Source organism: Sphingomonas sp. Leaf34 (assembly GCF_001421805.1).
Lineage (GTDB): Bacteria > Pseudomonadota > Alphaproteobacteria > Sphingomonadales > Sphingomonadaceae > Sphingomonas.
The window spans coordinates 952,470-965,238 of the sequence record NZ_LMLC01000001.1; the positions used below are offsets into that span (position 1 = coordinate 952,470).

12 protein-coding genes and 1 pseudogene are annotated in these 12,769 nt (G+C 66.2%); 6 read left to right on the forward strand and 7 right to left on the reverse strand.

What is annotated here, in order from left to right:
- Positions 1–38 precede the first annotated feature (38 nt).
- Positions 39–1,094: a glycoside hydrolase family 5 protein gene (locus tag ASF00_RS04325; protein WP_235525604.1), complete on the forward strand. Its 1,056-nt coding sequence runs from the start codon at positions 39–41 to the stop codon at positions 1,092–1,094.
- Between the two features lie 237 nt (positions 1,095–1,331).
- Here ASF00_RS04325 and ASF00_RS19275 read toward each other — a convergent pair.
- Positions 1,332–1,545: pseudogene (locus ASF00_RS19275) on the reverse strand (transposase); the annotation flags it as partial.
- A 220-nt stretch (positions 1,546–1,765) separates the two neighbouring features.
- Positions 1,766–2,302, reverse strand: a complete 537-nt coding sequence (locus ASF00_RS19280; protein ID WP_082463207.1) for a DnaJ domain-containing protein — start codon at positions 2,300–2,302, stop codon at positions 1,766–1,768.
- Between the two features lie 391 nt (positions 2,303–2,693).
- Here ASF00_RS19280 and ASF00_RS04335 point away from each other — a divergent pair, with 391 nt between their 5' ends.
- Positions 2,694–3,032: a hypothetical protein gene (locus ASF00_RS04335; protein ID WP_055874564.1), complete on the forward strand. Its 339-nt coding sequence runs from the start codon at positions 2,694–2,696 to the stop codon at positions 3,030–3,032.
- 1 nt (position 3,033) lies between these two features.
- Here the strand turns inward: ASF00_RS04335 and ASF00_RS04340 are convergent, their stop codons facing one another.
- From ASF00_RS04340 to ASF00_RS04350, 4 genes are read right to left on the reverse strand one after another with little or no spacing between them, the layout of a single operon-like run.
- Entirely contained in the window at positions 3,034–3,864 is an 831-nt protein-coding gene (locus ASF00_RS04340) for a Crp/Fnr family transcriptional regulator (RefSeq protein ID WP_235525605.1), read from the reverse strand.
- Positions 3,839–3,961: a cytochrome bd-I oxidase subunit CydX gene (gene cydX / locus ASF00_RS17840; RefSeq protein WP_082463208.1), complete on the reverse strand. Its 123-nt coding sequence runs from the start codon at positions 3,959–3,961 to the stop codon at positions 3,839–3,841. The genes ASF00_RS04340 and cydX overlap by 26 nt, the downstream gene beginning before the upstream one ends.
- 25 nt (positions 3,962–3,986) lie before the next feature.
- Entirely contained in the window at positions 3,987–5,126 is a 1,140-nt protein-coding gene (cydB, locus tag ASF00_RS04345) for a cytochrome d ubiquinol oxidase subunit II (RefSeq protein ID WP_055874570.1), read from the reverse strand.
- Positions 5,127–5,140: 14 nt separating this feature from the next.
- Positions 5,141–6,712, reverse strand: a complete 1,572-nt coding sequence (locus tag ASF00_RS04350) for a cytochrome ubiquinol oxidase subunit I (RefSeq protein ID WP_055874574.1) — start codon at positions 6,710–6,712, stop codon at positions 5,141–5,143.
- 117 nt (positions 6,713–6,829) lie between these two features.
- Here ASF00_RS04350 and cydD point away from each other — a divergent pair, with 117 nt between their 5' ends.
- Together cydD and ASF00_RS04360 are read left to right on the forward strand one after the other, a co-directional pair.
- Positions 6,830–8,476, forward strand: coding sequence for a thiol reductant ABC exporter subunit CydD (cydD, locus tag ASF00_RS04355; RefSeq protein WP_055874576.1), 1,647 nt, complete (start codon positions 6,830–6,832; stop codon positions 8,474–8,476).
- Positions 8,473–10,101, forward strand: coding sequence for an amino acid ABC transporter ATP-binding/permease protein (locus tag ASF00_RS04360; protein ID WP_200910468.1), 1,629 nt, complete (start codon positions 8,473–8,475; stop codon positions 10,099–10,101). Before cydD ends, ASF00_RS04360 begins: the two co-directional genes overlap by 4 nt.
- On the opposite strand, the gene ASF00_RS17845 is transcribed toward ASF00_RS04360, so the two are convergent.
- Positions 10,016–10,363, reverse strand: a complete 348-nt coding sequence (locus tag ASF00_RS17845) for a helix-turn-helix domain-containing protein (RefSeq protein ID WP_156348183.1) — start codon at positions 10,361–10,363, stop codon at positions 10,016–10,018. The two genes, ASF00_RS04360 and ASF00_RS17845, sit on opposite strands and share 86 nt — an antisense overlap.
- Before the next feature lie 98 nt (positions 10,364–10,461).
- Between ASF00_RS17845 and ASF00_RS04365 the strand changes: the two genes are divergently transcribed.
- Together ASF00_RS04365 and ASF00_RS04370 are read left to right on the forward strand one after the other, a co-directional pair.
- The gene (locus ASF00_RS04365) at positions 10,462–11,496 is read left to right on the forward strand and encodes a TonB-dependent receptor domain-containing protein (RefSeq protein WP_055874579.1); all 1,035 of its coding nucleotides are present in this window, start codon (positions 10,462–10,464) and stop codon (positions 11,494–11,496) included.
- Positions 11,496–12,548, forward strand: a complete 1,053-nt coding sequence (locus ASF00_RS04370; RefSeq protein ID WP_055874581.1) for a PepSY-associated TM helix domain-containing protein — start codon at positions 11,496–11,498, stop codon at positions 12,546–12,548. Before ASF00_RS04365 ends, ASF00_RS04370 begins: the two co-directional genes overlap by 1 nt.
- Positions 12,549–12,769 lie beyond the last annotated feature (221 nt).

The following is a 12,769-nucleotide window of genomic DNA, read 5'->3' on the forward strand; positions in this document are numbered from 1 at the left end:
GCTGCACTGTGCGGATCGTTATCGAAAGGAACACATCCGTGCTCTTCAAATACGTGTTGGGTACGGCTGTAGCCCTCGCCACGCCTTCGCTCGCTTATTCGCACGATGGCGTCGGTAAAGCGTTGGTGCAGACGTCCGACCGTACGACGATGCCGACCGGCCCGGCGTGGCGCACCGCATCGCGGCTGCACCGCGGCGTGAACATCGTCGGCTACGACCCGTTGTGGAACGATCCGCAAAAGGCACGGTTCAAGCCGCGCCACTTCCGGATCATCAAACAGGGCGGGTTCGATTTCGTCCGGGTCGTGCTCCAGTCGTTCAGACACATGGACGCCGCAAACCGGCTCGATCCGAAGTGGCTCGCGACGCTCGATGGCATCGTCAAGAACGCCACCGCCGCCGGCCTCAGCGTCATTCTCGACGAACACGATTTCAACCTGTGCTCGGAAGCGCCAGACGCGTGCGAACCCAGGCTGATCGCGTTCTGGAAGCAGATCGGCGCACGGTATCGTGACGCGCCCGACAGCGTATTATTCGAATTACTGAACGAGCCGCACGCGCCATTGGATGGTCCCCGGTGGAACCTGATGCTGCGCAGGCTCATTCCCGTCGTCCGGGCGAGCAATCCAGGCCGGACGCTGGTGATAGGGCCTACCCGCTGGAACAATCTGGACGAACTGCCTGCGCTCGAACTGCCCAAATCCGACCGGAACATCCTCGTCACCTTCCACTCGTACGAACCGTTCCAATTCACCCACCAGGGCGCGCCTTGGGCGCCGGAAGCGGCCGGACTAAAAAACGTCCCCTTCACGCCCGCCGACGAGGCACGGATCAAGGCCGACTACGACAAGGTCGGTGCATGGTCACGCGCGAACGATCGTCCCGTCCTGATGGGCGAGTTCGGCGCTTACGACAAAAGCGGCACGCCGATCGAGGCCCGCGCGCGTTACACCGCGACCGTCCGCCGCGAAGCCGAGGCGCATGGCTTCCCCTGGGCCTATTGGCAGTTCGACAGCGACTTCATCCTGTACGACATCGACAAGGATCGTTGGGTAGAGCCGATCCGCAAGGCGCTTGTCCCGACGCGACGGTAGGGTATCCGACCGGACCGAAGTGATGCCGACGGCGCAAGATCGCCCCGGTGTTCGAAGAACGAGCGCGCATGACGTACGACGCGACGCATGGCTCTGGCGGGCATGGGTAGTGGCATGGCCGGAACGACGCTGCCCGTCTTTGCACGGCTGCCCGACGATAGCGTTTTTCTGCTCAGCTACTTCACCGACAAGGACGGAGGCCGCGACGGGCTGAAGAATGGCTCCGTTGATCGAAGGCCTTTCGATCAGGTTGAAGTCGGAGCTGTAGGGCCGGAGGAACACAATCCCGGCCCCCGCAGCCTCGATCAATACGAGCGCGCTGTCGCTTGTGGTTGGATAATCTATCCGTGATCACCCCATCGGCGCAGCGGAGATTGGGCCCGAGCACCTGACCGACATAGGCCGCGAACCCGTTCCCGTTGATCGGCAGGTCTAGCACCATCCGCGCGATATCGCCCACCAATTCCCCCTGTGACGCGCTTCGCAACATCGGGCGATATCGAGACGTAATGTTTTGGTAGAGTTTAGAAGGACCAATGGCTGAGAGGACCCAAAATCAAGCGTCCCCGCCCCCTTCCCAGCTTCATAACTTCGGCCGCGCGTTCATCTCCGCGTTACGACCGCTTTCAACGCCTGCCCCTGCGAACTCGAATGCCGCGACCGGGCGATAGTTAGGAAGCCGGCTGTCCAAGTCCGAGTTTTGTGCGCGATGAGCGGCGGACGGCTTTTGCGGGAGGCTCAGGCACGGGATGAGCGGCGACGCTACGTCGAACCGGAGATGCCAATCCGGATTCCTCATTCCACAGAACCAGGATTGTAGCGATCGGTGCGGCAGTGAGGATCAGCAGGAAAAGGCCCATCAGCCATTCGTTGGTCTCTAGCGGGTGCGAGAAGCTACCGCTGGGCTGCATTGACGGGTTAGGTCGCATCGGGCGCCTGCCGGCTTTCCTGGGGTGAAACGGGCGGTCCGCGGTCGCTCCGTGGGCAGACGGTCTGATCTGCGTGAGATCATAGGCGGCGCGTGCGTCCTTCTTTCCCAAAACGGCATACGCCTCGTTGATCTCTTTCGCACGCGCAGAAACATCCACACCATGATTGGCATCGGGGTGATATTGACGGAGCAGCGCTTTCCACGCGGTGTGGATAGTGTCGCGACTTGCCGTCGAGGACACCCCTAGAACAGAATAATAGTCGGGTGAGAGAGCCATCTAGCCGTTACTTGCGGCGAAAACGCGAAAAAGGAAAGTCCGCCTGCCGCGTGATATTAGCCGGGCCTTCCTCGGTGATCCAAAGGGCGGCTTTAGGCGCCAACAGTCAGATGACTACCATTCCCATCCGCAACTTCGTGCTTTCGACGACACCACGCCGCCTCCTCGGCGCTGACCCAAAAGTCGACATTCGCGCGCCCTTCCCCGCTTACTGACTACTGACCCCCGCGCTCACTGAGCTTGGCGAATGATCGTCCGTCATGGATGTCGTGAATGGGGAAGGAATCCCGGCCGTCAGCTTTCGAGTTTTGATCGTCGTAAGCGGACGTTCGTTCAGGCACCGGCGCGGCGCTTTGTAGTCCGCTAACGTTTTGGAAAGTGAAGAGGCAGCTTGCGCGATGCCTATGGCAGCGGCCCGCTGCTGGAGGCTATATTTCAACGCGAACCGCCACAGACTCTGAACGCCGCGGTGCTCGCGCATATCCGGGCGCGTCACGCCGTGGACGCCGCCAATGCGGAGAATCTGATTGCCGCGCGAGAGCCGTCCCCCAACGAACAGTACCGGCTTCCGCCGGAAACACTCGGGTATATGCTGCGCGGCGTTTTCGACGGCTGGCGCCGGGCTATGGACTTCACCGAACTCGCGATCCTTACGCTGGGCGACCGGCGGCTTACCCCGCAAGCGCGGGAACTGCTGATCGCCAGCCTCGAGCGCAACGTCCCGGCCTGACCTAGGCGGCTACCGCCCGCGTCTCGAGAGCGCCTGGATCGGCGATCGTGATCGCACGGCCGCCGGGAAGCCGGATGATGCCAGCACTTTTCAAATTCGTCATCTGGCGGCTAACGGTTTCGATGGTCAGGCCGAGGATGTCGGCGATCTGGCCGCGCGATAGCGGCAGATCAAACGTGACCGGCCCGCCCGCGGTGCCCCTGCACCCGGTCAATGCGGCGCGCGATGCCATGTCCATCAGGAAGCCCGCGACCTTTTCAGCCGCCGACGTCCGGGCGAGCGTCAGCATCCGCGCGCGCGCCACGTTGAGCGCGGCGAGCGTCCGCTGAAGCAGCAGGCGCTCCATCCGTACATGATCGGTGAGGACGCGCTCGAAAGCGGCGCGTGGAAATATACACAGTTCCGAATCGGTGAGCGCGGTAATGGTGAAGTCAGCACGGCCCGCATAGGGCTGCCCGACGAGATCGGCCGCGTAGAGCAGGCCAACGATCTGTTCTCGGCCGTCCTGCGTCGACGCGACCAGCTTGAGCACGCCGGACAGCAGGTTGGCACAGATGATGCTATCGTCACCCGCCCAAATTACGGTCTCGCCGCGCTTAACACTGTGTTTGCGGCCGATCGTATTCAGCGCGGCCAGCTCGTTATTCGTCAGGCTGCTGCACAACGCTTCGTCGCGAACCGCACAGTCTGCGCAAATGGTCGTGCTGAGCATCCCGCTATCATAGCGGTCTGATCTAAAGAAACATGCATCAATTCGGCGGTGTAACAAGGAGCCCTGTATAGGCGATCTTTGCGGGCCCTCCTTGTCACGGGGTGGCAAGGCCTTCGACATCGTCCTCGATCGGCAGATGAAACTCGTGCCAGATGCCGTTGAGAACGCCGAAGCCGACCGCGAGACCTAGGCCCAGGGCCCAGCTGAAATACCACATGCTAACTCTCCGAATGGATCAGGATTCAGTAGAAATCGGGGTTGGTCGCGACCTCCTGCGTGGTCACCCGGCCGAACATCACCTTGTACGCCCAGGCGGTGTAGGCGAGGATCAGCGGCAGGAAGATCGCGGTGACGAACAGCATGATGCCCAGCGTCTTGGGCGTCGATGACGCGTTCCACACCGTCAGGCTGGAGTGCATGTCGATGCTCGACGGCAGGATATACGGGAACATCGACAGTCCAACGGTGGCGATGATCCCGATCGCCGAGGCGGACGACCCCGCGAACGCCGCCGCTTCCCACCGGCGATGGATCCCGACCAGCGCCAGCAGCGCGCCGCCGAAGCCGAGCACCGGCGCGACGAGCATCCAGGGGTAGGTCGCATAATTGGCGAGCCATGCCCCGGCCGCGATCTCGCTGGTGGTGCGCAAGGGGTTGGACGGGCCGAACGGATCGACCTCGCCGACGATGCGGAAGCCGATATCGGTGAAGGCGACGAACGCCCAGCCCGCGGCGAACAGCAGCACCGACAGGATGCCGGCGACCGTGCCGAACCGCTTGGCGCGGGCATGGACTACGCCGTGCTCGATCTTGATCGCCAGCCACGCGCTGCCGTGCAGCACCAGCATTGCGACCGAGAGCAGCCCGCATAGCAGCGTGAACGGGGTGAACAGCCCGAGGAAGCTGCCGTCGAAGAACGCGCGCAGGTCGCTGTCCAGCCGGAACGGCGCCCCCGACAACACGTTGCCCACCGCCACGCCGAACACGAGCGCCGGCACGAACCCGCCGACGAACAGGGCCCAATCCCAGCGCGAACTCCATGCCGCGTCGGGGCGTTTGGAGCGGTATTTGAACCCCACCGGCCGCAGGATCAGCGCCGCGAGCACGAGGAACATCGCCAGGTAGAAGCCCGAGAAGCTGACCGCGTAGACGAACGGCCAGGCCGCGAAGATCGCGCCGCCGCCGAGGATGAACCACACCTGGTTGCCCTCCCAGGTGGGACCAACCGAGTTGATGACCATCCGCCGTTCGGCGTCGGTGCGGGCGACGAAGGGCAGCAGCGCCGCGACCCCCAGATCATAGCCGTCGGTCAGCGCGAAGGCGATGAGCAGCACACCCATCAATCCCCACCACAGGATCCGCAGCATTTCATAATCGAACATCGTCTTGACTCCTGTCAGGCGGCGACGGGGATGGCAGGGATGTCGCCGGGTGCGGGCTGCGGGTCCTCGTCATGCTCGAACGGCCCCTTGCGGATCGTCTCGAGGATCAGCCGGACCTCGATCACCGCCAGCGTGCCGTACAGCGCGGTGAAGCCGATGATCGTCGTCCACAATGCGCCCCGCGTGAGCGAGGAGGCCGCGAGGAAGGTCGGCAGCACGCCCTCGATCGCCCAGGGCTGACGACCGATCTCGGCCAGCATCCAGCCGAGCTCGATCGCGATCCACGGCAGCGGGATCGCGATCACCGCCAGCTTCAGGAACCAGCGCGTCTGCATGTGCAGCCGGAGCGAGGTCAGCACGAACGTCGCGCCGAACAGCGCGATCATCGCAAAGCCGATCGCGGCCATGATCCGGAAGCTCCAGAACATCAGCGGCACGTTGGGCACCACGTCCCAGGCGGTGGTGGCGATCAGCTGCGGGCTGGCCATCCGCGGATCGGCGACATGCGCCTTGAGCAGCAGCGCATAGCCCAGATCGCGCTTGTGCGCCTCGAACCGGGCGCGCTGGACGAGGTTGGCCGGATCGGTCTTCAGCCGCTCGACCGCATCATAGGCGACGACGCCCGAGGTGATGCGCTCCTGCGCCTTCAGCACCAGTTCGGACATGCCGGTGACGGTGCCGTCGAGGCTGCGCGTGGCGATCAGGCCGAGCACCCAGGGGATCTGCATCTCGTAGCGCGTCTCGCGCGCGGCGACGTCGGGGATGCCGAACAGCGTCAGGCCGGCGGGCGCGGGCGCGGTGTGCCAGGCGGCCTCGATCGCGGCGAGCTTCATCTTCTGGTTGTCGGTCAGCACATAGCCGCTCTCGTCGCCGAGGATCACGACCGACAGCGACGCGGCAAGACCGAACGCCGCGGCGACCGTCATCGATCGGCGTGCGACCGCGGTGTACCTGCCCTTCAGCAGCCAGAAGGCCGAGATGCCGAGCACCACCACCGACGCGCAGACATAGCCCGCGCTGACGGTGTGGACGAACTTGGCCTGCGCGATCGGGTTGAACAGCACCGCGCCGAAGTCGGTCACTTCCATCCGCATCGTCTCGGGATTGAACGCAGCGCCGGTCGGGTTCTGCATCCAGCCATTGGCGACCAGGATCCACAGCGCCGACAAATTGGTGCCGAGCGCGACCATGAACGTGACGATCAGATGGCCGAGCTTCGACAGGCGGTTCCAGCCGAAGAACATGATGCCGACGAACGTCGCCTCGAGAAAGAACGCCATGAGCCCCTCGATCGCGAGCGGCGCGCCGAAGATGTCACCGACATAATGCGAGAAGTAGGACCAGTTGGTGCCGAACTGGAATTCCATCGTCAGCCCGGTGGCGACGCCGAGTACGAAGTTGATCGCGAAGATCCGACCCCAGAACCGCGTGATCACGCGCCATATCGGCCGGTTCGTCATGACATAGACCGATTCCATGATGACCAGCATCATCGACAGCCCCAGCGTCAGCGGCACGAACAGGAAGTGATAGAGTGCGGTCAGCGCGAATTGCAGTCGCGACAGATCGATGACCCCGAGGTCCATGGACAGTCTCCCACCGGTCGATGCGCCGGTTCTGCGTGTTCGATAGGAGGCGCGTGCGGACCGAACATTGATCGCGGTCAAAGACGGCGAGAACGTCGGCAGGCGACAGCGACGGCCATGAACGCAGCATCACCGGACAGGCGCACGCATTGGCTCAAGACGGCGACCCGTGACGGGGGCCGGGTACAGGTCTCGACCGGGCTGCTGCTGCTCGACAGCGTGGTCGCGATCGGTTTTGCGGGCGGGCTTGCCGGCGCCATCGTCGCGGTTCCGGCCGGCATCGCCGCCATACTGCCCTGGGCGATACTCGCCGCACTCGCCGGTGCCGCGCGCGGCCTTTTCGCGATGCTGTCGGCGCGCAGCGGCGCGGCGGGCGCCGAACAGGCGAAGGTCCGCGTGCGGGCCCGCGTGGTCGCCGGCGCGCTGCACCGCGATCCCGCCACCGCGATCACGACCGGCGCCTTCATGACCGCGGTCGTCGACGAGGTCGAAACGCTGGAGGGCTATATCGCGCGCTTCCTGCCCGCGCGAAAGGCGGGCGCGGTCGCCCCGTTGCTCATCCTCGCCGCAACCGCGATCGCCAGCCCGATCGCCGCGTGCATCCTGATCGCGACCCTGGTGCCGTTCGTCTTTGCGATGATCCTGGCGGGCGGCGCCGCCGCCGACCAGTCGCGCCGGCAGTTCGTCGCGCTCGCGCGGCTCACCAGCCACTTCGCCGACCGCGTCCGCGCGCTGCCGATCATCCTGGCGTTCCGCGCCGAAGAGCGCGAGACGCAGGCGATCGGACGCGCCGCGGAGGATCTTGCCGCGCGGACGATGCGCGTGCTGCGCGTCGCGTTCCTGTCGTCCGGCTCGCTCGAATTCTTCGCGGCGCTCTCGGTCGCACTGGTCGCGGTCTATTGCGGGTTCAACCTGCTCCGCCTCCTGCCCTTCCCCGTCCCCGAACAGCTCGATATCGGCCGCGCCTTCTTCGTGCTCGCGCTGGCCCCCGAATTCTACGCGCCGATGCGGCGGCTCGCGGCGGCCTATCACGACAAGCAGGCGGCCGAGACCGCGGCCGAGCGGCTCTCCGCGCTCCCGCCCGCCCTGCCCGCGGCGGCTCTCCCGACACCGCGTACCCTGCCCTCGATCGCCTTCGACCGCGTCACGATCCGCTATCCGGGTGAGGATCGCGCCGCGGTATCGCACCTGTCGTTCGCGGTGCCCGCCGGCCGCGTCGTCGCGCTGCTGGGCCCGTCGGGCAGCGGCAAGTCGAGCCTGCTTCATCTGCTGCTCGGGCTCGCCCCGCTGAGCGGCGGCACCGTGCGGCTGGACGACGAACCGCTGGCGGAGGGCGGATCGCTCGCATCGCTGGCCGCCTGGGCGGGGCAGCATCCGCTGATCGTGGCGGGGACGATCCGCGACAATCTGCGGCTCGCGCAGCGCCACGCCACCGCGCCCGAGATCGACGTCGTCGTCGCGCGCGCCGGTCTGTCGGCGATGCTGGGCGCGCGCGCGGGCGGGCTCGGCTCGCTCCTCGACGCGCGTGGCGGCGGGCTGTCGGGAGGCGAGCGGCGGCGGATCGCGCTGGCCCGCGCGCTGCTGAAGCCCGCGCCGATCCTGCTGCTCGACGAGCCGACCGCGCATCTCGACGCGGTCGCCGAAACCGCACTGATCGCGACGATCAAGACCGCGTGCCGCGGGCGGACCACGCTGATCGCGACGCATAGCGACCGCCTCGCCGCCATCGCCGACCACATCGTCCGTTTGGGAGATCCCGCGTGACCACGCCGCTCGAAATCCTGATCGCCGGCGAACGCCGCGGCCAGCGCCGCCTGCTCCGCCGCGCCGCATTCTATGCCGCGCTCGTCGCCGCCGCCTCGGTCATCCTGCTCGGCCTGTCGGGCTGGTTCATCACCGCCGCGGCGATCGCCGGGCTGGCGGGGCCGGTCGCGATCCTCGCATTCAACTACATGCTGCCGAGCGCGAGCATCCGCCTGCTCGCGATCGTGCGCACCGGCGCACGCTATGGCGAACGGCTGGCGAGCCACGAGGCCGCGTTCGGCGCGCTCGCGCGGATCCGGCCCGCGGTGTTCCGCGCGCTGGCGGCGCAGCCGCCCGCCCGCGCGCTGGCGTTTACCACCGGCGACGCGACCGCGCGGATGGTCGGCGACGTCGATGCGATCGAGACGCGGTTCGTGCGACTGTCGGCACCCTGGGGCGTCGCCGCCGCGTCCGGCGCGGGGCTGTGCCTCGTCTGGCTCGGCGGGATCGCCGCGGTCGCGGTCACCGCGGCGTGCATGATCGCGCTGCTGCTCGTCGGCCACCATCTGTCCGCCCGGCTCGTCGCCCCCGGCCGCGCGGTGCAGCAGGCGTCGGCGGCGCTGCGCGAAACCTTTGCGAGCCTTGCGGACGCTGCGCCCGAACTTCGCTGCTACGGCCTCGAGACATGGGCGGCGGACCAGATCGACGCGCAGAGCCGGACGCTCGCGGCGGCGCAGCGCGCGCACGCGAACGCCGCCGGCTGGTTCGAGCTGCTCCACGCCGCCGCGGTCGGGGTCGCCGCCGCGGGCGCGGTGACGCTCGCGGCGGGATCGGGCGCACCGCGGGCCGCGCTCGCGGCGCTGGCGGCGGCGATGACGATCGATGCCGCCGGGCCGCTGCTGCGCGCGATGATCGACCGCGGTCGCCTCACGGAAGCGCAAATACGGCTCGGCGCAGTCTTCGCGGCACCCGATCAATGCCGCCCCGCCGCTGCCCTGAGCGACCCCGCCCCGGCGATCCGCTTCGCACTGCCGGCCCGCGACTGCATAGCGCCCGCCGGCACGCGGCTGGCGCTGGTCGGCGCGTCGGGGATCGGCAAGACCACGCTGGTCGAGCAGCTGATCGGGCTGCGGCCGATCGCCCCGCAGACGCTGTGGCTCGGCGGCGTCGACGTCGCGACGATCGCGCCCGCGACGCGCCGCACGGCCTTCGCCTGGGCGCCGCAGGATGCGATGCTGCTGTCGGGCAGCATCCGCGACAATCTGCTGCTGGCGAACCCGCAGGCGGACGACGCGACCCTGTGGCGCGCCCTGCACGATGCGGTCCTCGACGATCGCATCCGCGCGCTCGATGCCGGGCTGGACAGCTGGATCGGCGAGAATGGCGCGCGGCTGTCGGGCGGCGAGCGCCGCCGGCTGGCGGTGGCCCGCGCCTATTGCGCGGCTGCGCCCTGGCTGTTGCTCGACGAGCCGAGCGAAGGGCTGGACGCAGCGACAGAAGCCTTGCTCGCCGAGCGGTTGGTGAATCGGGTCGACGCGACGGGCCAAGGCGTGATCGTCGTCAGCCATCGCCCGGTGCTGACGAAGATCTGTACGCAGCGGCTGGACCTCGGCGTGACCCTGGCCGCACTGCGCAACGCAGCCTGATCGGCGTTAAGCCCCCGCCCATACTGCCAGCCGCGCCGCGTCGAGGTTCGCGACCGTCCGGCCCCCCGGGCAGCGCGATGATCCGCGCGCCGCACAATGCCGTCATCTGTCGACTGACCTTCTCGATCGTCAGGCCGCGCACCGCGCCGATCTCGGACCGGCTGACCGGCAGCTCGAACCGCGGGCCCGCGCCGCCGGTGCGCCGCGCCATGTCGATCAGGAACGTCGCGATCCTCGCGCTGGCATCCTTGCGCCCCAGCATCAGTATCCAGCGTCGCGCCTCGTCCAGCGTAGCGAGCGCGCGACGCAAAAGCAGTCGTTCGGCCGCAGGATGGGCGTCGAGCGCGTGGCGAAGCGCGGGTGCCGGGGCTCAAGGCACTGACGCTGACCGCCGGGTTCGATGCGTTGATCGACCGCACCAAGCAGGATCTGGTGCAGACCGGCCGCACATGGGTTCCGCAAACCGATTTTCGCAGCCTCGCGCCGTTCGGCCAGGCCAATCTCAAACTGTTCGATGGTGTCGTCAGGGTCGCAGGCGGGGTCCGGTACGAGAACGTGCAGCTTGATATCCCCGACTATACGACGCTCGCGAGCGCAAGCTCGCGGGCCGTTATTGGTGGGAAGCCTTCCTTCGACCGCGCACTGTGGAACGGCGGTGTCGTGCTGGAGCCGGTCAAGTGGATCCGCGCCTATGGCAGCTATGCCGAGGGCTACACGATTGCCGATATCGGTCGTGTCCTGCGCGGTATCAGTCAGCCGAATATCCGGATCACCGACTTTCTTGATCTGACCCCGGTAATCTCGAACAACCGCGAGATCGGCGTCGAAGTGAAACAAGGGCCACTGGACGCCAGCGTGACCTATTATTGGTCGTCGAGCGATCTGGGTCAGGTGCTCGTCCGCAGCAGCGACGGGTTCTTCAACGTTGCACGCCAGCCGATCGACATCGAGGGTCTGGAATTGAACCTCGCTGTTCGCACACCGCTGCACGGTCTCAAGGTCGGTACCGGTTTCAGTCATCTGGGCGGGCGCACCGACACCAACGCCGATGGCATTCTCGATGCCGATCTGGACGGCGCCAACATCTCGCCCGATCGCCTCAATCTCAACCTGGATTACAGCCACGGCCCTTTCAGTGCGCGTGTACAGGGGCGCTACTACCTGTCCCGTCGCTTCGAGGGACAGCCGATCGCCAACGACTTCGTCGGTTATCGGCTGTTCGACGCGTATGTCGCCTACGAGCTATCGGTAGGCCGCGTAATGCTGAGCGTTCAGAATGTCGGCAATACCGATTACGTTACCTACTACAGCGATACGCAGGGTCCGACCGACAATGCGCGCTTTTACACGGGGCGGGGCCGCAATTTCACGTTGAGCTGGCAGGCCGGCTTCTGATGCGCATCCTGTCCCTGCTGCATCGCTGGATCGGCGCGATCGGCGGTCTGCTGCTGGCGGTACTGGGGCTCACGGGTACGCTGCTCGTCTGGCGCAACCAGCTGACCTTCGTGGCGCACGCTGGCGATCCAGTCCGGGCCGATCCGGGATCGCTGGCCTTGGCGGTCGGCGCCGTGACGGACGCGCCGTCCCAGATCGACCGCATCACGTTCGCAGGCGACGGTCTGGGCGTTCATCAGGCCATCTTCGCAGACGGCAGCGGTGCCTATATCAGCCAGGCCGGCGTGACGGTCGACCGCTGGTCCTCGTCATGGCAGCGACCGGAATTGTGGGTGTTCGACCTGCATCATCGCCTTCTGGTCGGCGAGACAATTACCGGTGTCGCCGGGCTTACGGGCCTGTTTTTCCTCATTACGGGGGTGATCCTGTGGTGGCGGATGCGCAGCCGCTTTCGGCTGCGGTTATGGCCCGCGACGATGAAGCCCGGCGCAATCGTCCATCACCACCGGGACATGGGCGTCGTGACGGCGCCGTTGCTGCTCGTGTCGCTGGTGACGGGCATTCTTATGATTTTTCCCGCGTTGGGTGGGCCCTTGCTTGCCGAAACACGCCCGGTCGCACCCAAAGTTCACAGTTTCCGAGACACGCCATCCGCGCATGACCTGAAGCCGCTTTTCAAGGCTGCTGCCGCGATGTTTCCCGGTGCCGAATTTCGCCGCCTGCAAATGCCGCGCAAGACCGGCGCTCCCATCATCCTGCGCCTCCGCCAATCTTTCGAATGGACCCCGAACGGACGGACGTTCGTGTACGCCGATCCGGTTAAGCTGACGATCGTGGCCTATGACGATCCGGCGGCCCGGGGAAAGGCGGCATCGATCCGCGAGAAACTCTATCCCGTGCACGCTGCCAAGACGGGCGGCATTGCATGGAAGGTCGCCATGACCGTGTCGGGCATCGTACTGACGCTGCTTGGCAGCCTCGCGGTGTACGGCTTCTGGCGGACGAAGTGGAACATGGGCCAGCGCAGGCGGAGAAAGCGAAAGGTCGCTTGAACCATGACGTCCTTAGAATGTTTTAGGCTCGAATGACCGGCTGGTTACGGAGCTAGAGACCCACAAGTGGACATTCCGTAGTCCTCTTGGGCTTCCCAACTTCAGACGCTGACGTGACCCCCGCCTTTCATCCAGCTGGAACCAGAGACCGACCGTTGTTGTCGCGCAGGAGCGCTGACGTGACCCCCGTTTTTTCCTCCAGTTGGAGCTAGAGTCCGACC

Coding starts and splice junctions, on each gene's coding strand:
- ASF00_RS17845 (WP_156348183.1), bottom strand. CDS start 10,363: ATGCTGGGGCGCAAGGATGCCAGCGCGAGGATCGCGACGTTCCTGATC.
- cydX (WP_082463208.1), bottom strand. CDS start 3,961: ATGTGGTATTTCAGCTGGGCCCTGGGCCTAGGTCTCGCGGTCGGCTTC.
- cydD (WP_055874576.1), top strand. CDS start 6,830: ATGAACGCAGCATCACCGGACAGGCGCACGCATTGGCTCAAGACGGCG.
- ASF00_RS04350 (WP_055874574.1), bottom strand. CDS start 6,712: ATGGACCTCGGGGTCATCGATCTGTCGCGACTGCAATTCGCGCTGACC.
- ASF00_RS04340 (WP_235525605.1), bottom strand. CDS start 3,864: ATGTCGAAGGCCTTGCCACCCCGTGACAAGGAGGGCCCGCAAAGATCG.
- ASF00_RS04370 (WP_055874581.1), top strand. CDS start 11,496: ATGCGCATCCTGTCCCTGCTGCATCGCTGGATCGGCGCGATCGGCGGT.
- cydB (WP_055874570.1), bottom strand. CDS start 5,126: ATGTTCGATTATGAAATGCTGCGGATCCTGTGGTGGGGATTGATGGGT.
- ASF00_RS19280 (WP_082463207.1), bottom strand. CDS start 2,302: ATGGCTCTCTCACCCGACTATTATTCTGTTCTAGGGGTGTCCTCGACG.